Origin of the sequence: Micromonospora sp. NPDC048894 (genome assembly GCF_040649765.1) — a bacterium.
Taxonomy (GTDB): Bacteria; Actinomycetota; Actinomycetes; order Mycobacteriales; family Micromonosporaceae; genus Micromonospora; species Micromonospora antibiotica.
Map to the genome: position 1 here is coordinate 82,457 of NZ_JBEZFY010000003.1, position 25,492 is coordinate 107,948.

The 25,492-nt window shown below is 74.8% G+C and carries 1 protein-coding gene; it reads left to right on the top strand.

Going from position 1 to position 25,492, the window contains the following annotated elements; translation table 11 throughout:
• Positions 1-51 precede the first annotated feature (51 nt).
• A complete protein-coding gene (locus tag AB0C22_RS07630) occupies positions 52-25,485 on the top strand; it encodes a toxin glutamine deamidase domain-containing protein (RefSeq protein WP_357534116.1) in 25,434 nt (8,477 codons plus the stop codon).
• Positions 25,486-25,492: the final 7 nt, after the last annotated feature.

A 25,492-nucleotide genomic window follows, 5' to 3' on the forward strand; every position in this document is an offset into this window, starting at 1 on the left:
GTGCCCTGGCGCAACACCTGACAACGGCATGACGACGAGGGGTGGTCTCCGGTGGCGATCGAGGTTTCGGCCGAACTGGCCAACTTCCTGCGGTTCCTGGTCGGCGAGAAGTTCCCGAAGGCCGACGAGACCAACCTCTTCGCCACCGCCGAGGCGCTGCGGCGGGCCGCCGAGCAGGTGGCCACGTCGAGCGAGACGTTCGGCGACGGGGTACGGGCGTACCGGGCGGGGGTGAACGGGCAGGCCGAGGACTCCTTCGTCGACACGATGGAGCGCTACGTCCTGCACAGCCCCGGCTACCTCGGTCTGGTGTCGAAGTACACCAACCGGATGGGGGACAGCTACCGGGGCACCGCCACCGAGGTGCAGTACGCCAAGCTGATGATCATCGCGGCGCTGCTCGCCCTGATGGTGGAACTGCTGACGGCGCTGGCGATCGCCTGGATCAACCCGGGCGCCGCGCTGGCCCGACTGACGGTCGGCCGGGTGATCATGCGGGTCATCTTCCAGAACGTCACCACCCGGGTCCTGTTCCAGGTGGCCATGGCGCAGGCCGTCGGGATCGGCCTCCAGACGGTGATGGACCGGCTGGTGCAGCTCTACCAGATCCGCAACCACACCCGCGACGGCTGGAACAACGAGCTGACCCGTGCCGCCGCCGAGGTCGGCTCGCTCGGCGGCGCGGTCGGCCTCGGCCTCGGCGGGCTCATGCAGGGGCTGGAGCGGCTGGTCCGGTCGACGAACATCGGCCGGCGGGTCGGGCTGACGGAATCGTCGAACACCCCCGAACCGCACGGCTTCCGGCCGGGTGAGGCGGCCCAGGAGATCGCCAACGAGGGCGTCAGCGAGTGGCTGACCGAGTTCGTCTACAACGGCATGACGACCGGCGAGTGGGACGCCGACGGGGCGGCCGTCATCGCCGGTGCGCTGTCCGGGGTGGCGGGTGTCGCCGGCACCGCCATCGGCCAGCAGCTGAACAGGGCCACCGCCGGTGACCGGGACCGTAAGGCGGACCCGTCGGCGTCTACGGACCCGGTGCCGGACGAGCAGTTGCCCGCGTACGACCCGGTCCGCCTGCCGGCGTACGACGAACCACCGTCGTACGCCGAGGCGGTGGCCGCAGTGCCCGAGGCGGGTGCCGGCGGCACCGGCACCGACGGCACGACCCTCGGCCCGATGACGCCCGGCGGGGCGACACCGGGCGGTGCGGGCCGGGGCGGTGCGGTGGGGGGCGCGGGCTCCGGGGCCGGCGGGACCGGGCCGACGGCCCGTCCGGGTACCGGCGGTGGCGCTGGCGACGCCGGCACGGCCGGGCCCCGGCCGGCCGACGGTGTGTCGACACCGCCGGGAGAGCCGGCCGGGCCCGCGCCGGTGGACCCGGGCGGTCTCACCGCCGGTGACAGCCCCGGCCTGGCGGACCTGTTGACCGCACCCGACCTGTTGACCGCACCCGACCTGTCGGGCGCACCCGGCCCGTCCACCGCCTCGGACCTGTCCGCGGCGCCCGGTGCGTCCGCGCCGGTGGACCTGTCCCCGTCGGCCGGTTCCTGGGCGGGTGGACCGCAGCCGGTCGGCGCACAGGTGCCGGGCGGGTCGGGACCTGCCACCCAACCGCCGGGCACGTCGCCCGGGGCCGGGTCGGGGACGCAGCCAGCAGCCGGATCGCAGCCCGGCGGGCAGCCGGGGGCCGGATCGCAGCCAGCGGCCGGATCGCAGCCCGGGGCGCAGCCAGCTGCCGGGTCGGGGTCCCGGGCGCAGCCGGGGAACGCCTCCGGGCCCGGTGCGTCGTCGGGCGTACCGGCGGCGGGTCCACAGCCGGTGCCGGTGGGTGCGGTGCCCGCCGCCACCGGGACGCTGGTCCAGGGCCGTGGGGCCGTCCTGGAGCAGCGGCTGACCGGGGTACTTCCCCCGTACGACGGTACGGCGCTGGACTGTGTGATCCGGCTGGCGGCCGTGGTCGGTGAATTCTCGGCCCTGCCCCGGGTGACCCGGGACGACACGGCGGTTGACCCCGCGCGTCCGGAGCGGGACCTCGCCGCGCAGCTCGGCACCGAGTGGCAGCCGGTCTCCGACTGGGCGCAGGTGCTCGGCCCGGTCCGTGCCGCCGGCCCGAACGCGGTGGCGGCGGTGCTGGTGGAGCCACCGAACGCCCCACGGCACGCCTTCGCCCTGGTCAATGAGGGTGGCGAGCTGTTCTGGGTGGAGACCCAGGCGACCGAGGGCCGACGGGTCCGGCCGGTCGGCGAACCGCCGGAACTGCCGGTGGGCGCTCGGGTCATCGTGCGGGACGGGCAGGGAATGCCGGTGCCGGTGACGCCGGGCGGCACGGCTACCGTGAGTGCCCTGGTGGACCCCGCCAGCACCAGCCGGTACGGCATGTCCCGGCCGGACCCGACACCCCCGGACCCCACCACGACCAGCCAACCCGTCGAGCCGGCGACCGTGCCGACGGTCGAGCCGGCCACCCGGACCGTCCAGGAGCTGCCGGCGGACCTGGTGCGGGTGCCGGCCAACGGGCGGTGTCTGCCCTACGCGGTCCTGACGTCCGCGCCGGGGCTGGTGTCGCATCGGTTGGCGGCTGCCGAGCTGCTGTCGCCGCAGGTGGGTGGGTGGCTGGCAGAGCCCGACGACGTGCGTGCGGCGGTGGGTTGGCATGCCGAACAGCTCTCCATCGGCGCGGTGCCCGTCCCCGCCGACGCACCACTGGACCGCACCGCCGACGCCATGATCGATCTCGTCGCCGGATATCTGACCATGCACCGCGACGCCCTACCGTCGGTGATCCCCGAGGTCCGTCAGGCACTGGCCGACCGGGAACGGGTGGAACCCGACCTGGTCTCCCGCGCCGACCGGATCGCCGTGCTGGAGCGGCACGGGTTCACCGACCTGACCGGGTTGACCGACGACGACCTGCGCACCACCTACCTCGACTGGTACGGCTTCCATGCCGGGCCATTGACCGACCAGGAGTTCGACGTGCTCCTGGCCGCCGTACGCGACTGGTCCCGCTCCTGGTCGGAACCGGTCGGTGTGGCCCTGCTGCCCCTGCTGGCCTACGCGCTCGACGTGTCGTTGAGCGTGCGCAGCCGTGCCGACGGCCGGGTCCGCGCGGTCTACGGACCGGCGGACGCCGCAGCGGTGTCGGTCTACCACAACGACCGCGACCACTTCGACGCCTCGTCCGCCGGGCCGGACACCCCCGCCACCAGCGGTCTCCCTGCCACCGCCACTCCCCACCGCCAGGCGGCCCGGGACGATTCGGCCCCTCCTGTCGTCGCCGACCTGCCGGTCTCCCCGGAGGCTTCGGCTCCCCGGGTCGTCGCGGACCTTCCGGCTGCTCCGGTCGTCGTCGACCTTTCGGCCACGGCCGACGCTCCGGCCGCCCCGGTCGTGGTCGACCTCTTCGGCGTGCCGGGCACCCCGGCACGACCGGTGACCCCCGCCACTCCCGACTCACTGACCGCCGCCGACGTCCCGGACGAGTCGCCGGTCGGCGTGGATCTCGACGAGACCTACGGGCCGGCGGTACGGGCGGCCCGCATCACGCCGGGGGAACGCGACGACGCCGGGGACGTACGCCTCAATCCGCTCTGGTACCGGCTGGCGGACTTCCCCGCCCACCTGCTCGACCCGGCGCGGGCGCGGTCCTGGCGCTACGTGGTGGCCGAGGACGGCGAGATATACCTCGGTGCGGCCGACGCCGCCGCGGCGATGCGGCCCCGGGACTTCCGCGCCCTGCTGGCGGGGATGCGGCAGCACGATCCGGAGTTGACCGCCGAGCGGTTGCGGGAGCAGCTCGGCGGGCAGGGCCACGCGGGCCTCGCCGTCGGCTTCGACGCGCGGGGCCGGGCCATCGAGCGGCACGCCCGGGTGGGTGGCGAACTGACCTGGAACGAGTCGGCCCGGCGCTGGCAGGTCGACGACCGTTCGGCCCAGTACATGGGGGCGACCCGCCCGACGGTGCACCCCGACGAGGTGCAGGGCTGGTTGGGCACCGTCGCGGCGACGGTCGGCGACCGGCTCGACCGGGACGTCACCGTGGTCCGGCACACCCCCGACGACGCCGACCCGGTGGCCACCGTCACCGTCGACTTCGCCCCCGGCCAGCGGGCGGCCGAGGACGGGCAGTGGCCCGAACTCGACCTGTTCGTCGACCAGGTCGTCGCCCAGGCCCGCCGGGCGTGGGAATCCGACCGGCCCCGGGTGGTGCGGGTCCGGATCGAGGGCGGCGGCAACGGCGGCCGGCTGCTGCGGCGGGGGGCCGCCCGCACCGGACGGCGGCGGGCGGCCTCGCTGGCGGAGCTGGTCGGCACGATGGTGGCGGCGCGACTGCGGACCGAGGGGATTCCGCCACGGATGGTGCGGGTCGACCAGAGCAGCCGGGGTGCCGGCCGGTCGAAGGCACCCGGCGGCACGCAGCGCCCGGCGACACCCCGGCAACGCCGCCGGGCGGTGCTCTGGACCGAGCCGGGGGCCGCCTACGCCAACCGGATCCGCCGCCGGGGGCCCGCACCGGCCGACCGTGCCGGCCAGGACCGCACCGACCAGGACGGGCGACGGTTGCGCAGATCCACCCCGGCCGGTCGGGTGGACCGGTCCGCTCCGGGTCAACTGCGCAAGGAGCCTGACGGGACCTGGTGGTTCGGAGGCGCCCAGGTCGTGACCCACGACCTCCCCGGCCGACCGGGGAGTATCGCCCTGCTGTCGGACCGGGAATGGCGTCGGCTGGCCCGCGACCCTCGGCTACCCGCCGCGACCGACGGGGTGACGGTGCTGGTGCATGGGGCCGGCGACCGGTTCCGGGTGCCACTGCGGCACACCGACGGCCGTACCGGCGAGGTGACGCTGAGCGTCGACGAGCTGCACACGATGCTGGAGTCGCCCGAGCGGGACGGCCGGCGACTGGCGCTGCTGTCCTGCGCGGCGGGTCGGATCGGCGCGCGGTCCGTGCAGCGCCTGGCCGACCTGCGCGACACCGACGTGTACGCGCCCGAGGGTGACCTGGTGGTGGCCGGGACGACGGGGCACCTGCCGGTGTCGGTCGACGGCCGGCCGTGGACACTGTTCGTGCCTGACGGCACCGGGGCGTGGGACGTGGTCAACGACGAGATCGTCGACCCCGACCGGTCGGACGCGCCGTTCGCCGTGCCGTTCGCCGGGTACGCCAGCCGGGCCGGTGACGCCGACCCGGACGGCGTACGGCTGACCAACGCCCCGCTGCCGCCGACCGGGTGGGACCGGATCCGCATCATCGGCGACGGGCTCTGCCTGCTCAGCGCGGTCGCCGTCGCGGCACCCGAGGCGATGGCCGACATCCCCGGCATGCCGGCGGACGCCGTGGACCGGCTGCTGCGGGTACGCCGCGCGGGCGTCCACGACACCGACCTGACCGATATCGACACGGCGCTGCGGGAGGAGATCCTGCGGCGGGTGGCCGACCCCTCCCCGGCGATGGTGGAGCTGTTCGACCAGGTGGCCACGACCTGGCTGTTCCCGGTCGGATACGACGTGCAGACCACCCTGCTCGACGCGGTCGACACCTGGGACTGGCAGCGGCTGCTGCCCGGCCAGGACGATCTGGACGACGGCGGCCGGGTCGGTGACGTGCTGCCCCTGGTGATCGGTGCGGCGCTGGGCCGGCCGGTGTGGCAGGGGCGGCTCGACCCGCCGTCGGTGACGGTGCTCTGGCCGGACGGCGACGGGACGCCGGTGCGGTTGCTCTACAACGGGCACGACCACTACGACGCCTGGGTCCCCGACGCCCTCGTCACCCCGGCCGCCCCGGTCGGCGTCCCCGACGACGACGGCGGCCGGACCGTCGACACCGGCGACAGCGGCAAGGAGCCCGACTGGCGAGGGGTGGCCAGCAGCCCGAAGCGGCGGGGGGTGCTGTGGCCCTGGGACGGCGAGGAACTGGCCACGACGGTGACCACGCTCATCCGGCAGGTCGACGCGGTGGACCTGCCCGGCCAGCACCTGCTCGTCCTGCTCGCCGACGCCGAACGTGCACTGCTGCTCGGTGGACGGGTGCTGCCCGAGGCGATGCTGGACGCCTTCTTCGCCGGCGGGCACAACGGCGGGCCGTGGGCGCCGACCATCGACGTCGATCCGCGGGCGCCGCTGGTGCTCACCGTGGTCAGCGACGACGACGCGAACGCGGTGGCGTTCGGTCGCTCCGTCGAGCGGGAACTACGCCGCCGCCTGGACGTGGGCCAGGCGGCACCGGCCCACCTGAGCGTGGTGGTCATGCAGGAGTCCCAGGTGCCTGCCGAGCCGGTACGGATACCCCGGCTCCGCTTCCGGCTCCCCGTACCCCCCGCCGGGCGGCTGTCCCGGGCGCAGCTCGCCGGCCTGCCCGAGCGGGTCCGGCAGGCGTACGTCGCGCTACCTGACTACACGGCCGGCGACCCGGCCCCGGCGTACGAGCGACTGTCGCAGGACCAGCGGGAGCAGCCGCGGGTGGCGGCGCAGCAGGCGACGCCGCCGCACGCGGAGTCCACCCCGCCCGGCCCGGTGCGGCGGGTGACCGTCGCGGACACCGGTCTGGCCGACGGTCTCGGCGGGCACCGGGGCTGGTTGCTGCGCGGCGGATGGCCGTCGACGGTGGCGGACACCACCGGGGCGGCCCCGGTGGAGCTGGCCGTGGCGGCCCCGGCCGACACCACCCGGTTGGTCCGGCTGTCGTTGCCCGCGATCGAGGACCAGCCGGCGCTAGAGGTGGACGCGCTGGTGGAACCGCCGGCAGGGGCGTCGCTCGACGTCGACCCACGCCTGATCACCGTGGTCCCGCTGTGGCGCAACGACTTCGTCGATGGCCCGGTGGCCCAGCCGATCACGGACCCGCCCGAGATGGTCCGCCGGGCCTGGCAGTACGTGATCGAGGACACGGAGCAGACCGAGACCGCCGGGATCCTGGCCGAGCGGTCCGACCAGCACGACGACAGCCCGCTCGACGGGATCGAGCGCCGGATGCTGCAGGCCCGGGTCCTCGCCGCGATCCGGGAGACCTTCTGGGAGACGTTCGGGGAGACCCCGGCGTACGCCGCCGGGCTGGCCGCGTTCCTCGAGATGCCCGAGGACACACCCCTGGCCGACTACTGGCAGCACGAACCGGTCCGCGAGCTGATCCTGCGGCGTCCATGGCAGCTGCTCTCCGGGGTGCTGGTGACCTACGTGGACCGGTACGGCTGGCAGGGCGCACACCGGATCGTCGTACAGCCCGGCCGGCTGGACGCGGAGTCGTCCGACGCGCTGGTCACCCCGGACGGCACCCGCTACACCGCAGCCGACTACCTGGCCCGGCTGCCGACCACCGGGGGCACCCGGGTGCTGTTCTTCCCGGACCTCGACCACGCCGCCGTGGTGGATTCCGCCTTCATCCAGGGGGTACGGGCCTCCGCCATCGTCGTCCTGCCGACGCTGCTGCCCGCCGACGTGCACTGGATCGTGCTCGGCGCCAGTGCCGTCACCGGCGCCGAGGTGAGCCAGCTCGTCACCCAACTCGACGGAGCGCTCGCCCGGGCCACCCTGCACGCCGCGGACCCGGTCGAGGGCCGTGAGCTGGCCCAGGCGCTGCTCGCCGACCCCGCCCTGCGGATCTACGAGGACGACGACTGGCTCACCGAGATCTTCGACAGCGAGCTGCTGGCCACGCCGACCGAACCCGTGCGGCTGCTGCTCGCCCGGGCGGAAAGGGGAGACGCCGCAAGCATCCTAAGGGAGTTGCGGGAGGCCGGGGTCCTGTTGATCGATCCAGCCGTGCTACCGAGGCACCGCGTGCTGATCGAGATCACCGATCCCCATCCGGAGCTGGTGCAGTCCTTCCAGACCACCCGTGGTGGGACACGCTGGGCGCAGTTCCTCTTCGACGGCAGGTACGCCGCCGACCATCCCGACACGTGGCGGGTGATAAGCGAGCCCTGGTCGCGCATCCAGTCCTGGCTGGCCGTCCTCGACCCGGGCCGGACCTATCCCTGGGACCAGTTCCTGCTGGCCATGGCGCATCGGGACCAGGTTGCGCGGCGCATCGGTGAAACCCCGGGCGCCTGGCCGGGGGCCGGTCACCGCTTCGCCCCGGTGTCGCCCGCCGCACTGGCGCAGGTGCAGGAACTGTTCGCCGGCCGGTCCGACCGGGAGGGGGTGATCTGGACCGAATCCGCCGAGTCGTCGAGCCCGACGTTGTTGCTGGTCGACGCGGCCGCCCGGAGAATCGTCGATCATCCGATGGTCTACTTCGTCCCGCAGCCGCCGGAGGCCCGGGCGGTGGTCACCATCCCGCAGCGCGAGGACCTGAGCGGCCGGGGGTTGGTCGTCGCCACCGGGCAGCTCGACGGCGACCGGCTGACCGGCGACGGCTGGGAGGTGACCGCCGACGAGGTGATCGGGAGCGAGGCGTTGCGGGCGCATCCCCGGGTCGTCCTGCTCGACCGGTCGCCGCCGGAGGGGAGCCCGTTCGTCGAGCGGCTGCTGGAGCGGGGCGTCGGCGTGCTCGCGCCCGACGCCGATCTGGCCGGCTGGACCGCCGTCTATCAGCTCCCCGGCTGGCAGCTGGAGTTGACCGGCCCGGACAGCGCGGACCTGCTGCGCGAGCTCCGGCACGAGTTCGACGCGGTGGTGCTCAGCGCGGCCGAGGCCCGCCGCCGGACCCCGACACAGACCGCGCTGGTCCGCGCGGTCTTCGACCTGCTCGGTCGGCCGTACGGGCAGGAGGTCGTCGACGGTCACCTGCACCTGCACCTGGACCGGTGGGCCTCGGCCGAGGCGTTCGCGGCCGAGGCCGGCCACGACGGGCTGCTCCTCGTCGGCGACTCCGACCAGCACCAGCACGACCTGACCCTGCGGGTCCCCGTCGACCAGGTCCGGGTGTTCCAGCGCTGGTCCGGCGAGGAGCTTCACCTGGTCACCGTGGACCCGGCCACGATCGCCCCCGTCACGGACTTCCTCCGCGACCGGATCGCGACCGGCCCCGTCGTCCGCTGGACGCCCGACCTGGGCCGGGCGGCGCGGGCGGCGGACGTGGGCCAGCCCTATGCGGACCACGTCACGCTGGGCGGGCTGCCGATCTCGGCCGGCCACGTCGACGACCTGATCCGGACGACCCGCGACAACCCGTCGTGGCGCGGCCTGGGCTGGGCGGTGGACCCGGATGCGGACGACGATGCCCTGGTGTGGCTGGGCCCGGAGATGGCCGCCATGGAGTTCCCGGTCGACGGGGGTGAATCCCTGCTCGCCGTGGGCATGCCGGCGTCGGCCGTGCCCACCGCCGACCGGTACGGCAACGGCGCGGTGCTCTGGTCGGCCGGTCGCTCCGGGCTGCCGGCCTCCCTGCGTGCGGCGTTCCGGGTGGCCGTGGTGCCACTGTCCGAGCTGGACGACATCGTCGACGGTGTGCGGGCGGGTTTCCCGGCGTCCGACGCGGTCGCCGTCCTGACGGAGCGGCTACCCGAGGGGACCCGGATCATCGTGGTGCCCGGCGAGGTCGAGTCGATCGCGGAGATCCCCGAGATCTTCGACGCGGTGTTCGCGGTGGTGACCCGCTCCACCGTCGGCGACCCCGGAACGTGGACGGCGTACGCGTGGTCCGAAGACGAACAACGGATCGGTGTGCTGACCGGCGCGGATCTGTCGTACGTCGTCGCTGGCGTGGCCGCCACGGACCCGGCGCTGCGGGAGCAGGTCGTGCCGGCCCCGACGATGCTGGCGCTGCCGCAGACCGCCGTGCGGTTCCTGGCCGACCGGGTGGCCGCCCGAGACGCCGACCCACCCGTCGGGCACGCCGTCACCGATGTCGCCTTCGTCGCCGTCGAGGAGATCAGCGCCGACGACCGCGTGTACACCCTGCCGGAGGGTTCGGTGATGCGCGTGATGGCACCCGGTCCGGACGGGGAGCACGTCCTGCACGGCTGGTTCATCGACGGGGACATCCTGGCCGAGGCCGAGCACGACATCCTGGGTGAGGAGGACGGATCGCTGGCTACCTCCCTGCCGAGCCAACTCGCCGACGACTTGTCCTACGACCGGCGGCTCGCGATGCTCGAACTGGCCCGTCTCGTCGGAGTCGGACAGCCCGTCACCGAGAATCCGCTGCGTCAGCATGGGATCCGCCCGGCCGACCGGACCTTCGTGCCCGACTGGACGGTGCCGGTCGGCCCGCCGGGCGGACCGGCCTGGTGGGTCGGCGCGGACGTGTCGGTCATCGAGATCACGTCGGCCCCCGCCGGCCGGCTCCCCGCCCGGCGGGTGCTGGCGTGGGAGGTGACACCCCCCGCCACCGGCACCGGGCAACCGTCCGACGACGTGCCGCCGCCGCAGCTGGTGGCGGTCCCCTACCGGGACGGACCGCTGCTGGGAGTCATGCCCGACCAGGTCTGGGCGTGGGGGCTGGGCCCGCTGCTGGGCGAACGGGGCGTCCTCGTCGAACCCGGCGTGGTGAGCGGTGACGGGGTGACCACCGGGCGTCCCGACGGGCGCGGCGCGCTCCCCGCCGACGACTACCGGGCGATCCTGCCGGACACCGCCGCCGGCCTCCCCGTCGTCGTGCTGCTCGACACCGGTACGGCGGCCCAGGAGTTCGCCGGGGCGCTCGCCGCGCGGTCGGCCGTGGTGCTGGTCCGTACCGGCGACGGACAGTGGCAGGCCCACCATCCCCGGCCGGGCACCGGCGTTCCCGACGTCATGACGGGACCTCAGGCGTACCAGCTGGCCAACCGGGCCGTCGCGGCGGTCACCGCCGAGCTGGCCGAGCTGGCGGGCGCGGTCAACGACCTGGGCCAGGAGTGGGGCGGGACCATCCCGCCCGACGGCGTCAACCTGTGGGGCCGGCTGTCCGGGCTGCCCGCCAGCACCTTGGCGGACCGGGCCGCCCGGCTCGCCTCGGCCCTGTTCGGGATGGACCGGCTGAGGGCCGCTGTCGACGGCCCCTCCGGCGAACAGTCGGTGGGCCGGGTGCTCACCCACCTCGGTCTGCCCGGAGCGGCGGGGCAGCACCCGGCGTTGCTGGCCCGACGGCTGCACGCGCTGCAGTTCGCCCCGGTGCCGGTCACGGCCCTGGGGCTGCTGCCGGCCAACGCGGTCGCCCTGGTCTGGCTGGGCGACGCCGTGGTCCTCGTCCATCGTGCCCCCGACGGCACGCTGACGCTGGTGCGGCCGCAGGCCGGGCCAGCCGACCGGCTGACCGCGCTCGACCCCGACGGGTTGACCGAACCACCGTGGATGCTGCTGGCGCAGGGACGGCTGGTGGCGGTGCGCGTCGCGAGTGGCCACCGGATGCTCGGCGGCCAGGTCGTATCCGACCCGCCCCCGTACCCCGCCCAGGAGCGGCCGGCGGACCAGGACCCGGACCTGCCCTCGGACCCCGACCAGGACCCGTCGTCGGACGCCGACCAGGACCGGTCGTCGGACTGGGAGCGGGATCAGGACCGGTCGTCGGATTCTGACCAGGACCGGTCGTCGGAGCCCGACCAGGACCCGTCGTCGGATGCCGACCAGGACGCGCCGTCGGACCGGGAGCCGGATCAGGACGCCTCGTCGGACCGGGACTCGGATTCCACGTCGACCGGCGCGGCGGGGACGGAGCCCGGCCCGGTCGACACCGCGTCGGTGTCGACCAGCTCGACGGAAGGGACCACAGCCGCCGCAGCCGGCCCGTCCCCGGCGGCGCTGCACGCCGCCGGGGAGGCGCTGCGCCGGCTGCCGGCGGCCCGCCTCGCGGTCGGTCGGCAGGTCCGCCGGGGCAGACCGTCCCTGCCCCGCCTCGCCGGGTGGGTCGACGCGGTGCAGACCGACGAGGCCGGTGCCACCGAGGACAGCTCCCGGGTCCGGGCGGTCAGCGCCCACCTCGTCCTGCACGGGCGGATCGGCGACCTCCCGGTGACCGAAGCGGCGGTGACCACGCTCAGCCTGGCCGGGTTCCACCAGGCACTGGGCGGGCGGCCGGTGGCAACCGACGTCGGCCGTCCCGGTTCGCTCGTCCAGGCGTTGACCCGCCGGCCGGGGGCGATGGTCCTGGTCCACGAACGACCGCCGGGTGCACCTGCCCGGGCGTTCTGGCTGGTCGCCGACGACCGGGACGGTGCCGTGGTGCCTCGGGTGGTCGACCCCGCCCGGCCGGGTGCGTTCGCCCGGTCCGCCGCCGCCGACCCGGTCACCGCCACGGCGCTGACCCGCGCCGGCACCACCGTGCTGGCGGTGGACGCCCACGGCGACGCGATGGACCTGGCCGACTTCCTCACCCCGTCGCCGGCCGGTCTCACCCGGGCCACCGGTGACCCGGCGCTGGTCGTGTCCGACGCCACCGACCTGGTCCAGGCCATGGTGCGGCTGGTCGACGACTACTTCGGACGGACCCCGCGCGCGCTCGGCGGGCAACTCACGGTGACCCCGGAGACGATCCCCGGCACCCTGGCCGCCGCGCTGGGTGGGCAGTTCGAACCGCTGCACGACGTCGAGGCCACCGTCACCGCGCTGCGCGCCGCACCAGGCTCGGTGGCGCTGGCGTACCTGCCCCGGGCGGAGGAGCCGGGACATCTGCTCATGTTCGTCGTCGAGCCCGGGTTGGCGACGGTGCCGGCCCAGCTCATGGTCGTCGGGGTCGACGCCGTCGGGCTCAGTGACGCCGACCTCACCGAGGCGCTGTCCACCGGCCGGGCCCAGGTGCTGCTGCTCGACGCGACCGGCGAGGCCCGCCAGGTGCCCGGTCGGGAACCCACGGCGGAGCAGGTCACCGCGGTACGAACCGCGGTCATCGCGCAGCCCCTGCTGATCGGGGTGCCGCACACCGGCCACCCGGCCTGGAGCGACAGGCTCACCGCCCAGGTGACCCGGCGACTGGGCACACTGGGCGTGACCATGGCCAGCGCCCGGCCCCTGCTGCACGCGCTGGCCACCGACCCCACCGGGTTCCTGCACCACGGCGCCGGCCACCCGGTCCGGGTGGGCCGGGACAAGCGGTTCGCCTGGGTGCGCCTCGTACCCCGGCCGAGCGACACCGACGAGGTGCGGCTCGCCCCCGGCCTGGGTGGTATCGAGGACCGGCGGACCGCAGGTGTGTCGGCGTCGACGTGGGCGCAGCCACAGGCCACCACCGCCCGGGTCGTGGTGCCGATCCCCGCCGGGGGTGTCGGGGTGACCGTCCTGGGTGGCGTGCTGAGCAGTCGGGCCGTCCGCACGATCGGGCAGTCCCTCACCACCGGTGACAACGGCATGGTGATCGGGGTGCCCGACTCGTTCCTCACCCGCAGCGCGGTGTTCGTCCAGGTCGAGATCACCGAGCGGCCCGCCCCACCGGCCTGGGCCGACGTCCCGGCCACCTGGGTGCCCGGCGACGGCGACCGCTTCTGGTTCCGTACCCCCGAGGTGTTGGCCACGATGCGACCGATCAGCGACGGCACCACGCTGACGGTGAGTCGCGCCGGGGCGGCGCTCCTGCGGGACGCGAGCTACCCGGTGGAGGTCGTCGACGACGGCGCCCTGGCGACCACCGTGCAGTCCGGCATCCCCGACGTGGTCCGCCGGGGGAGCAACCTGCGGGTCTGGCGGCTCTGGGGCGGCCAGCGGGCACTCGACGCGGTGCAGCCCGGGGCGACCGGCCTGACCGCGACCAGCTCGTCGTGGCTGCGCCGACCCGCCTACGCCCAGGGGGTCCGGCCCGCCCTGCGGCTCACCCGGCTGACCCCGATCGGTGAGCTGCCCGAATCGGCGCTGCTGCGCGCGGCGGCCTCGGTCACCACCGGTCAGTCGGTGCAGTCCGCCTCGGACCGGGGTGGCTTCCTCGCGGTGCTGATCGGTCGGGCGTTCGGCCTGTTCCGGCTCTCCGCCGGACCGACCGTCTCGGTCGTCGACCGCCGGGCGCAGGCCCTCGCCCCGCAGGTCGAGACCACCGCCGGGCAGGAGACGGGCGACCACGTCCTGGGGCTCTACCTGGCCGAGTACACCGGCACGGTGCAGTGGAGCATGCACCGGTCGGTCACCCGGTCGCTGGCGTACCGGGGGCTGCGGCGCGGGTCGCAGCCGGTGTCGGTGCGGACACTGCTGGTCGTGCCGCAACAGCACGCGGCGGCGCTCGCCGGGGTCACCCCGTCGGCGCGGCCCGACCGCGACCTGGTGGCCCTGCTCGCCGGCACCGTCGAGGACGACCCGGACGACCCGCGTACCCTGCCCGACTACCTGTGGCAGGGTGACCGGCTGCGGATCGGACGCGGCTTCCTGCACGGCGGGGACCTGGTCGCCGGCCTGGTCGCCGACCGGCTGCGGCGACTGCTCGACGACGACCGCAACGCGGTGTACCGGCAGTACCTGCCCGACTGGGACAACCCGCGGGTGCAGACCGACCGGATCCGGCGGGCCCTGGACCGGCTCGGCAACGAGGAACGCCTCGCGGCGCAGAACAGCCCGAGCCGCTACTCGGCACGCCTGTTGGCCACCGCCGACGGGGAACTGCTGATCGAGCTGCGGGTGCGGGACATCTTCTCCGGCCGCACGCTGGAGGTGCGGATCGGGGTCCGGCGTCGCCACCCGGACACCGCACCCCGGTACCTCGGCCGGCGGGGCACCCACCCGGACCCGGTCACCGCCGACCTCCCCGAGCCCAGCGACAGCGGGTCGGGCGAGTCGGAGGACGACGAGCCGACGGTGAAGCTGCGCACCAGCCAGGGCCGGGCACAGGCGGCGACGAACCGGGCCGTCCGCAGCGTCGCGTCGGGCGTGCAGGCGGGCGCGTCGGTGGGCAGCGACGCGCTCGGTGGTGCCGCCGGCATCGGGTTGCGACTCCAGGGCGTCTGGCGGGACGTCATCGAGGTGACCCAGGGCAGCCAGGCGGGCGTCGTCGGCGTCGGCGGCGGCGCGGTCGCCGTGTTCGCCGACGACGTCCGGTTGGAACTGTCGGCGTCGGTCATCGTCGAGTACCGCGGGTTCCTCGCCGACGCCTGGCGGTGGCTGGCCGACCACCCCGTGCAGGCGCAGCCACTGCGCTTCGCCGGCGACGCCACCATCGACCTCGAACTCGGTTTCTCGGTGCCGTTCACCCAGACCATCGCGGTCGGGCAGCCGCAGCCGGTCGTGCTGCCCACGCCGGCCGGCGCCCCGAGTGCGGGCATCGTGCTGCGCGAGGCGCTCGGTGAACTCCTGCCCGCAGCCGTGACCCCGCAGCGGCAACGGCTACGCCACCTCGGCGCGGCACTGGCCCAGCACACCGTCGCCCACCATGTCCACGGCCTGCCCGAGCTGCGCGAGCAACTGCTGGACGCGTTGCGGGGCGCCACCGCGGACTACATGGACGCCGGGCACCTGCCGTCCGGCACCGGCGGTCGTCGGCGGGGCACGGCGTTCAGCGGCGACATCCCCGGCACCCCCCTGCACCAGTGGCTCAACGCCTTCGTCGACCAGGGCCACCTGGCGGCGCTGCTGGCACCGGCGACCCAGCAACCCCAGCCGGTGCACGCCCCCAGCGTGGTCGTCGGCGACGACGTGCCGGTCACGGTCTTCGTCTTCGCCGAGGTGATCGGCCACGACCAGACGCCGACCGGCGCGGTCACCGGCGACGGGTACGAGAGCGCGGTCGCCGGGTACGCGGTCCGCCGCTCGGCCGCGGACCGGGGTGGACAGTTCCGGCTGGAGGTCGGCGGGGGCGGCGCGGCGTGGCGGGCGGACGAGCCCAGCGCCCCCGCCCAGCCCGGTGACGCGGGTGGGGGAACGCCCGGCGGTCAGGCACCCGCCCCGAACCCCACCCAGCCGCCCGCCCGCACCCCCACCCAGCCGCCCGCGACCCTGGCGCTGCGGCTGTTCGGCCGGCGGCAGATCGAGTGGACCAACGGCGAGACGGTCCTCGCCGTCGCCGAGGTCGAACGGACCGTCAAGCACTCCGAGTCCCGGACCGTCCTGCTGGGTGTGCACGGTCGGCTGCGGGTCCACCTCGCCGTGGTGCTCACCGAACCCAAGTGGGTGCTGCCCGACCGGTCCTTCACCCGCTACCGGCAGGTGGGTGACGTGTCCCTGCTGGGTCAGATGTCGGCCGAGGAGTACCGGCAGGCCCTCGGCCTGACCCCCGGTGGCTGGCGGCTGCCGCGCGAGGTCACCCCGCCGGCGGCGCAGGTGATGCACCAGACCAGCCGGCTGGTGGACGTCCCGGCCATCGGTCAGGCCATGCTGGGCTGGCTGCGTGCGCTGCGCCTCGGCGGCGACGAGGGAATGGAACTGGTCGGCCACGACCGGAACACCGGCATGAACATCAGCACCGTCCTGCACCACACCGACCCGGTCACCGTGGCCGCGCACCTGGGCGACCTCTTCGACGGTGGCCTGAGCTTCGTGCTGCGCTACCCCGGACTGCTCAGCCGTCCGGCGGTGCAGATCATCGTCCGGGCGGTACCGGCCACCGACCCGCCACAGGTGGGTGAGCTGCGGGCGGGCACCAGCAACCTCGAGTTGAGTACCGTCAGCGAGGTCGGCGGCGGACGCCAGTCGGGCGAGGCCGTCACCGACGAGGTGGTCCCGGTGGCGCACGTCGGAGAGCGGGCGGCGCTCAACGCGCTCGGGGCGCTGGGGCGTACCGCCGCCGGCCGCTCCAGCGACGTCACCCTCGGCCGGGCGGTCAGCGCCGTCGAGACCACCGGCCCCTGGCTGCCGGTCGACTACGGGCCACAACGGCTGGTCTTCACCGCCCACCGTCGCCGGCAGGAGATCGGCCGGCACGAGATCACCGTGCCGCTGCGCACCGAGACCGCCGCCGAACACCTCAACCTCACCTACCGGCCGACCGGCCCGGCCGCCGTGCTGCCCGACCCGGCCGCGGTGACCGACGCCCCGTTGACCCTGGGTGGAACGGACGGGCCGCTGCGGCTGGTGCCGATCCCGGCCGACAACTGGCTGGCCTGGCGGGGCGACGCCGTGCCGGTGCCCGACCGCTATGCGGCGCTCGGCTTCAACGGCGCCGCCGCCCTCCAGGCCACCGCGCTGCGGGCGCTGCGGATCGTCGGCACCGCAGCGACGATCGGGATGCCCGGAACGACACTCAACTACCAGCTGATGACCCTGCTGGGACGAACCCACCTGTGGGCCGCCACCCCACACCGGATGGCCGGCCCCTACGAGATCACCCTCGCCGACGGGTACCGGCTCGTCCTGCACACCCGGGTCACCGCGGTACGGCTGGACACCGTGCTCGTGCCCGCCGAGGGAAACTCCGGTGTCGGTGGGGCCGGCCGGCACGGCGACGCCCGCCTGGTGGCCCGCGCCGACGCCGCCCTGCCGGACACCCTCGGCACCTCGGTCGGGGTCGTGCCGGCGCTCGGCGTCTCGGTGCCGGGCAACTCCAGCCACCAGGAGGCCGCCGCGCACCGGACCGACGTGCTGCGGCTGGGACTGGACGACGAGGGCGCGCGGGCGAAGGTGTGGTGGAGCACCGAGACGGTCGTCGTCGCCGAGCACACCGACCTCACCGGCACCCGCCGTACCGCGCTGCAGGTGACCATGCCCGACTCGCAGCCGGTGCTGGTCGATCAGGCCGAGGCCCTGGACCACCTGCTGGCCGGTGACGCCCCCGGGAGCGCGCCCGTCGACCGGGTGGTCGTGGCCGCGCTCCTGGAGCAGGCGGTCCACGCCGCGAAGCAGGCGCAGAAGGCGCTGAAGTCCTGGCGGGAGCTGGAACGGATCGCCCTGGTCGCCGAGTTCCCCGGGGACGCCGGCAGCACCGCCGACACGCTCGCCAGGGCCGCCGCCGAGAACGCGGCGGAACGGGCCGAGGCGGAGGCGTCGGCCCGTCGCCGCTGGTGGGAGGCCCGAGCCGAGGTCGAACGACTGGTGGCGTTGGCCGCCGGACACCTCGGCCGGGGTTCCGCAGCCGACCCGGTGCTGCTTCCCCCGACCGACGGCACCGATCCGACGTCGCCCGGTGGGCGACCCGCCCCGCCAGCGGCCGGGCGGCGCGACCCGGTCGACCCGGTTGACCCGGTTGACCCGGTTGCCCCCGTCGACCCGGTTGACCCGGTTGCCCCCGTCGACCCGGTCGTCGACGACCGTGCGCCGGCCGGGTCGGTCGTAGCGGCAGCCCCGGCCGGGCCGTCACCGTCACCGTCACCGTCGATGGTCCGTGCGGGCACCGACAACCAGTTCACCGCACTTCCTCCCCCCGCCGTCGGGGAGGTCGTCGACGTCAACCGCAACGGCCTCTGCCTGCTCGAATCCGTGGTCGTCAGCGCGTTGCCCGAGGTGCGCGGCCTGTTGCCCGACGGGTACCACGGGCAGCTCGACGAGATCCAGGCATGGCGGGACGCCCGTGGGCCCGTCGACGTGACCCTGCCCTCCCGCCTGCGCCCCCTGGTCCTACGGGTTGCCGACGGCCTGCGCGCCCAGATCCATGCCCTGCTCGTCGACGGCCGGCTCGCCGAGGTGGAACAGGTGATCGCCGACGGCGGACTATTGGGCCGGGGCGTCAGGGCACAGCGGCGGGTACGCGTCCAACTCGCGCGGACGGTCAACAGGTGGCAGGCGGACTGGGCGGCCGACACCGGCGACTACCTCGTCCTGTTGGTCGGAGCGGCGCTGCGCCGGCCGGTGGTGCTGGCCACCCCCGTCCCGTCGGCCCGTCCGGCCGCTGGCTCCCGGTCGACCGGCGACACGGCGACGGCGGTCCGTGATCAGGCCGCCGACGACGTGCAGGCGAACGTCGGAGGCTGGTCGATCCGGACGGTCTACAACCCGCGCTTCGACGGTGCCGAGGCCCGGATCAGCGAGGGACCGGTGCTGCTCTACCTGGCGAACGGCCACTACCGGGCGTGGCTCCCGGAACCGGACGTGCTCGATCTGGCCCGGGCCCGGGAGGAGGCGCTCGAACTGCCCCGCCCGACGGTCGACCTCTGGCGCGAGAGCACCGATCCGGCGACCCGCCGACCCACGACGACCGGGAGCGATCCCGGGTACGGCGCTGCGGACAGCGACGTCGTGCTCAGCGACACGGACAGCGACGCCGAGAGCGGTGCCGGGTCCGACGGTGCCGTCCTCGGCCATCCGGGCGGTCACCCCGGCGTACCCCGGTCGACCGGCCGGGGACGGCACCCGTTGACGCTGGCGGGGTTGGAGACGGCCGTGCAGGAGACCCAGGACGTTCAGGCCGCCGTCCGTCCGGCCGGCTCGGTGACGGATTGGCGCCCGCCCGAGGATCCGTTGTCGTGTCTGGCTCTGGCCCGTCGGTTCGCGGTCGTCCTGCATCCGGGCATCGACGGGTTCGTCCGGCCGGGCCTGCGGGTCGGTCGGACCCGGGACGACGCTGCGATCGGTGCCCGGTGGGCCGGCGACTTCGCCGGTGACCGGTCCGACTGGGCGGTGGTGGATTCCTGGGCGCAGGTCGAGCGGGCACTCGTCGCCGCCGTGCCCGGGACCGCCGTCTTCGTCCTGCTGGAACGTCCGGGCAGCGCCCCTGGGCACGCCTTCGCGGGGTACCGGTTGGACCGGGAGACCGATCCGGTGCGGTGGGTGCAGTTCGGCGGCGACCGGGGCGCGGTGCTGCTGCCCCGGGCCGCAGCGGACAACCGGCTGCCCCGGCTCAACGCCCTCGGCCCGGAGGTCGCCGCCCGTGCGGTCCTGGTGGATCCCGAGGGCACTGTCGATCCGGCGGCGCTTGTCGACGCCGGGACGTTCGCGCCCGTCGCCTCGACCTCGGTGGCGCGGGCGATCGTGGACGCGCCGGTGAACCGGACCTTCCTGGGCCATGGCACGGAGTTCGAGTTCTTCGAGATGCTCGACCTCAGCGCGGCCGCCGACATGTTCACGGGAGCCACCGCCGAGACGCTGCCCGATCTGGCCCGGACGAGAGCGCTCGCCAGGGACCCCGCGGGAACGACAGTCATCGAGGTGGAGACCAAGACCTACTTCCGCGACAGCGGCGACGGCCAGCTCTACCGGCGACCGGCCCCGAAACGGACCAAGGAGGCCGTCGCCATCCTGGAGGTCATCGTCGGCGTCGTGCCCGACACCGACGCCGAGATGGACGCCCACCACGGCGGCGAGTCGTTGTACCCGGCGATGACCGCGTTGGGTCAGGCCCTGTCGGCGCTCACCGGGCCCGTCCCGTTCGCCGAGCTCCTGGGCACGGTGCAGGCCGCCGGTCACCTCCCCCAGGTGGTGCTGACACCGCTCGGTCGCAAGGCGAACGTCGGCCCGCGCCCGTCGGACAGCGAGCCCGGCGCCCGGGTGCACCACAGCATCGGGGTCCCGCTCGCCGGTGCCCACTCGTTCCTGAGCTACGTCGCCCGGCACACCTGGCGCAGCCCGACGAGTGTGTCTCCCTCCTACGCCCGCCCCCACCTGGAGGACGCGTTGTCCTTCGCCGACACCGTGGCCGACCACTTCGCCGACGGGGGCGGCAGCCCTCGGGACGTCGCGGAGCTACGCGGGTTCGCCACCGTGCTGTACTCCAACACCGCAGGCGTCGCCGGAGCCTGGCTCCACCGGGGTCTGGTCAAGGAGAACGTCGCGGCGTTGTCCCGGCAGGACATGCGGATGCTGCTCGACGCGTTGTCACCGGCGGCACAGGCCTATTTCCAGGCCAACTTCACGGAGATCGCGCAGTTGTTCCGCGGGATGTTCACGGACCGGTTCCCGGATCTCGAAGAGCGCTTCGAGCTGAGGACCGGGGTCAAGCTGGCCGGTGACTTCTTCCAGAACGGCGCCTTCGTCGACAAGAAGAACAACAACAAGCAGCAGTCGATCATCGACTACCTCCGCGGAGACGTGCGGCAGCATCTCGGGTACGGCGGAATGACCGTGATCAACGGTTTCGACACGTCGAACGGTGCGCTGCCGCTGATGGTGCTGGAGGTCCGGTACTTCGGCGCGCAGCACGTCGACGGCGCCACCGCCCAGGTGGAGGCAGCGGTCCTGCGCCGGGAGGCCGGGGCGGCCTTCGACGAGGCGCTGCAGGTCACCGGCGTGGCGGTGGAGCGTCCGGGGGGCCTCCAGCTGGCCCTGCCCGACCGGGAACTCTGGCCGATGTGGCGGCACGCCGGCCCGCCCGGCCTGCTCACCGTCGAGTTGCCGCTGTACGCGCCGAACTGGTCGCTACGCCCCCTGTTGCCGGTTGCCGACGACGTGACGGCGATCCGGGTCGTCCAACACGTGAGCCTCTCCGAGCACTACGTCTTCCTGCAACGCCTCGCGGACCTCACCGGCCGGCCCCTCTACGCGTTGGCCGGGGAGGCGACGCCGAGGTGGGATCCGGATGCGGGGGAGCTGCGGGTCGACTGGCCCGACGGCACGCGGCCCTGGCTGGAGTTCCTGCCGGCGTTGTACGACGCCGACAGCGACCGGGGAATCCGGCGGGGTGTCGACCCCGACGGGGTGCTCGTCCCGCTGGACGACCGGGTCGACCTGCTGGAGCCGACGACGGTCCACCTGAACCTGTATCCGCCGGACGTGGCGCACGTCCTGCCGCCCCTCTTCGGCACCGAGGACCCCGACGTGCTCGACCTGGTGCCACTGATCCAGGCGTCCGACAGCCGCCAGCTGATCTTCGCCGGTCCCGACGCACCGACGTACCTGCCCGGCTGGGCGACGACCGTCGTCGAGACGGTCATCGCCCAGTCGACACCGGTCGAGGGTCTCGTCCTCGTCGGGCACCCGCTGCCGCACGCGGCGGCGCAGACCCTGGTCGACGTGCTCGGACAGGCGGTGGCCGAGCAGCCGGGACTTCTCGTCACACCGGTGGTCCTGACCCACGGGGCGGACATCGACATCACGACGCGCGCCGGCGCGGCCCGGATGGTGTCCACCGACGACGGCCTCGGCGGATGGCGGGTGTTCCGGCCGGACCAGAAGGGCCGCACGAGTGCCGTCCCCGACGACCTGCGCGCGGTGATCACCACCCCGACCGTGGCACCGGAACAGCCGCAGGACACCGCGGACCCGCTGGGGCCCGACGGGGCGGAGCCGGCCCCGCCCCGCAATGAACCCCGCACGGTGCCGCGCGGGGAGGACGAGCCGTTGGAGTGGACGATCCGGCGCGCGATGGCACAGGTCGCGGTCCGCGAGCACCACTGGGTCGACCCGGTCAGCCGGCCCGGACCCGCCCGGGACGACCGCTACGAGGTCGTGTCGCGGTTCGAGGCCCGCTGGTTCCACTACGGCGGCCAGCCGGTGACCGACCTGACCGTGCGGGTGTGGCTCGACGACGACACCGGTCGGGCGATGTTCGCCGCCCTCAAGCGGGGGGTGGACCGGGTGTTCAACAGCAGCGCCGATGCGACGGCGTACCGGCTGCCCAACCGGTTCGGCGACCTGCTGCACGTGACCGTGGAGCGGGCCGCCGCCCCGCACGACGCCCACCTGCGGGTCCAGGTGATCGACGAGGGGCCGACCGACCAGTTCCACTGGCGTCGCGACGCCCTGGAGGAGGACCTGGTACACGAGTTCGCCCACCAGCTCGGCCTGCGCGAGGAGTACCGCGACGACACCGCACCGCACCGCCCGCACGTGCCGGGCAGCCTGCTCGGCGACCTCGCGGGTCGTCCCACCGACGCCCTGTCCGACGAGGAACGGGCGGCGCTGTCCGACGAGGAGAAGGCCCAGCTGCGCGGCATGCGGTGGGCCGGGCTGCGCTCGCGTCACCTCCACCTGCTGGCGGCGCTGGTCGGCGAACCGGACACCGATGGGGAGTACCGGGCGGTGGACCCGGTGCTCCGACCGATCGGTGTCGCGCCCTTCGCACCGCAGACCACGACGGACCAGCCGGGGCAGCAGCCTCCGGCAGCCGATCCGACGGTGCCGCCGGTCAGGGCGGCCCAGCTGGAACGCACCTGGCGCACCCGGCCCGAGCGCCTCGACGTCGAGGCCCCGGTCCGGATCGCCGCGGACCACGCCGTCCGGGCGGTTCTCGACCGGGTGGAGCTGCTCCGCCGGCCGTGGGACCTGGAACTGCTCGGCGACAACCTGCCGTCGGCGGCCGCTGGGGACCACCAGCGGCTCACCCCGGCTGAACCGGTAGCCGACTGGGCGGTGTTGACCGGACCGACCCGCGACGCGATCGCCCGGCGGGCCGCGCTGGTCACCTCCTGGTTGGCCGGCCTGCCGCAGCCGGCGACAGCCGGCACGGCGGTGGAGTTCGGGCTGGTGCTGGGGGTGCCCCCGGAGCTGCTTGCCGATTCCCGGGACAACGCCGTGGCCCGCGTCCTCGCCGACGCCGCTGCCGACTTCCTCCGGGGCCAGCTCGACGCCCGGCTCCCCGTCGGGATGCTCCCGGTACGGGTCCTCGTCGAGGTCACCGACTTCGACGGGGTCGTCGACGGGGTCCGCGACCAGATCCGGATGCAGGTCGAGTTGTCCCTGCGCCGGGTGCTCCCCGGCCCGGTGTACGCCGACGACCCGACGTCCGGCAGCGCGGTCGGCGGAGTCCACGACGGTCGGGACCTCCGCAACGACGTGCTGCTGCGCGTCACCGAGGCGCGGCAGGCCCTCGAAGGGCTGCCCGCCGGGGAACCGGAGACCGCGGCGGCGGTCGTCGTCCACCAGCTCGGCAGCGTCCTGGTCCGGCTGCTGCCGGTGCTCGTCACGCCGGCCCTGGCCGTCCCCTTCGCGGCCCACGCCGTACGGGTGCGCGGCGTGCTGGACGACTTCCGGTGGCTGGTGGGCCGGTGGGCGCAGCAGTGGCGCACCGGCGACGTCGAGGTCGCCGAGCTGGTCACCCGCGCGACCGGGACGCTCGACGCGATCGTCGACCTGACGCCGCTGATCGAGCTGGCCCCGGCCGCCCATCGCGACCTCGACCTGACACCGCTGGTCGACGGCCACCAGGCGGACGACGCGGACCACGTCGCGGCGCTGGCCCGGTTCCGTGCCGAGCTGGCCCGGCTGCGCGACGCCACCGGGATCGCGCTGGACGGGCCGATCATGCAGGTCTACGGCTGGCAACTGCTGACCCAGGCACTCGGGGCGCTGTGGTTCGGCGTGACCGAGGGTCCCGGACCGGTCGCGGATTCACGCGCCCTCGGGGCTGCCGCTGCGGCGCTCGACGCGTACCACGAGGTGGTCGGCGGGCTCGGTGCCGGCACCGCCGATCTCGCGGCGTTCGACCGGGCCGCCGGGGCCGTCGGGGTGCTGGCCGGCTGGCTGCGTCCCCACCCCGACCAGGCGGCGACGGACCGGGAGCTCGCCCGGCTCGACGACGCGCTGGCGGTGGTGGGTCTGCGCACCGACGCGCAGCTCGACCGGCTCGCCCTGGACACCCGGGAGGCGATGCTCGACGGGCTCCTCGACGCGGCGACCGCCGCCCTGGACACGTTCCGGATCAGCCGCGACCCCGGCCGTGGCGCTCTCGCCGGGATCCCCGGGGCGCCGGGCCCGCTCGCCGACTGGATGACGCTGCTGCGCACCCTGCAACAGATGAGCGCCCTCTGGAACGGCGGGGAGCCGGACCGGCCCCGGCTGCGTGCCATGCACGGCCTCGCCGGACAGGTCCGCGACGGCATCGCGGCCGGTCGGGCCGACTTCGTCCGACTGGCCAACCGGGAGGATCCCGGTGGCGACCCGCGTGCGGTGTCGGACCGGGTGCTCGACGCGCCGGCTGCCGGGGCCCGCCGTCCGGCCACCCCGGTCCGGTCTGCCACGGGCGTGACCGGACCCGGGACGGTGCGGCCGGGCCCCGGTCAGGTCCTGCTGCATCTGGTCGTCGAGGTGCCCCGGGGGCAGCAGAGCGGGTCCACGGAGCCGGTGTCGACCGACCTGTACCAGGACCCGGCCACCGGACGGGTACAGGTCGCGACCGGTGACCCGTACGCCCCCGTCGCCGTGTTCACTCGGCCGGAGACCGCGTACGGGGTGGCCCGGGGGATGGCCGACCACCTCGCGCAGGTGGGTCTGCTCTCCGGCGACGGCCCGGTGGTACGCCGGTTCGTGGTCGACGCCGACGCGTTCACCGCCCCGGACGACGCGCAGGTGTACGTCTTCCCGGCCCGTGACTTCGCGGCCCTGGTCGGCCGGGCCGAACCCGGCTCGCTGGACAGCTACGCGACCGACCCGGAAGCGGTCGACGACACCACCCGTGCCCTGGACGCGCTCGCCCCCGCTGACACCCCGGTCGTCACCGTCGACGAGGCCAGCCGGATGCTGCCGACGCGGGAGCCGAACGCCCGACACCGATCGCGCCCGGACCCGGCCCCGGTCGCCACCGGCGACCGACCTGCCGGCACCGCCGTCCCCCCGGTCGTCCGTCGGAACGCCGGTCCGGCTGCCGCCGTCCCGCCGGGCACGGTGCCGGCCGGTCCGGTCCCGCCGGGCACGGTGCCCCCGGGCGTGGTCCTGGCGGGGATGGTCCTGGCGGGGATGGCCCTGCCGGACACCGTCGTCGTGCCGGGACTCGGTGACATCCTGGTCACCGGACTCCCCGGACTGCCGGTGTACCCGCCCGGCGCGCGGTCGACCACACCCGCCCCGGTACCGGACCGCCCCGGCAGCCCGCCACGCCGCCGACGGCGCACCCCGCGACCGGCGGCCGATCGGGGGTGAACCGGCA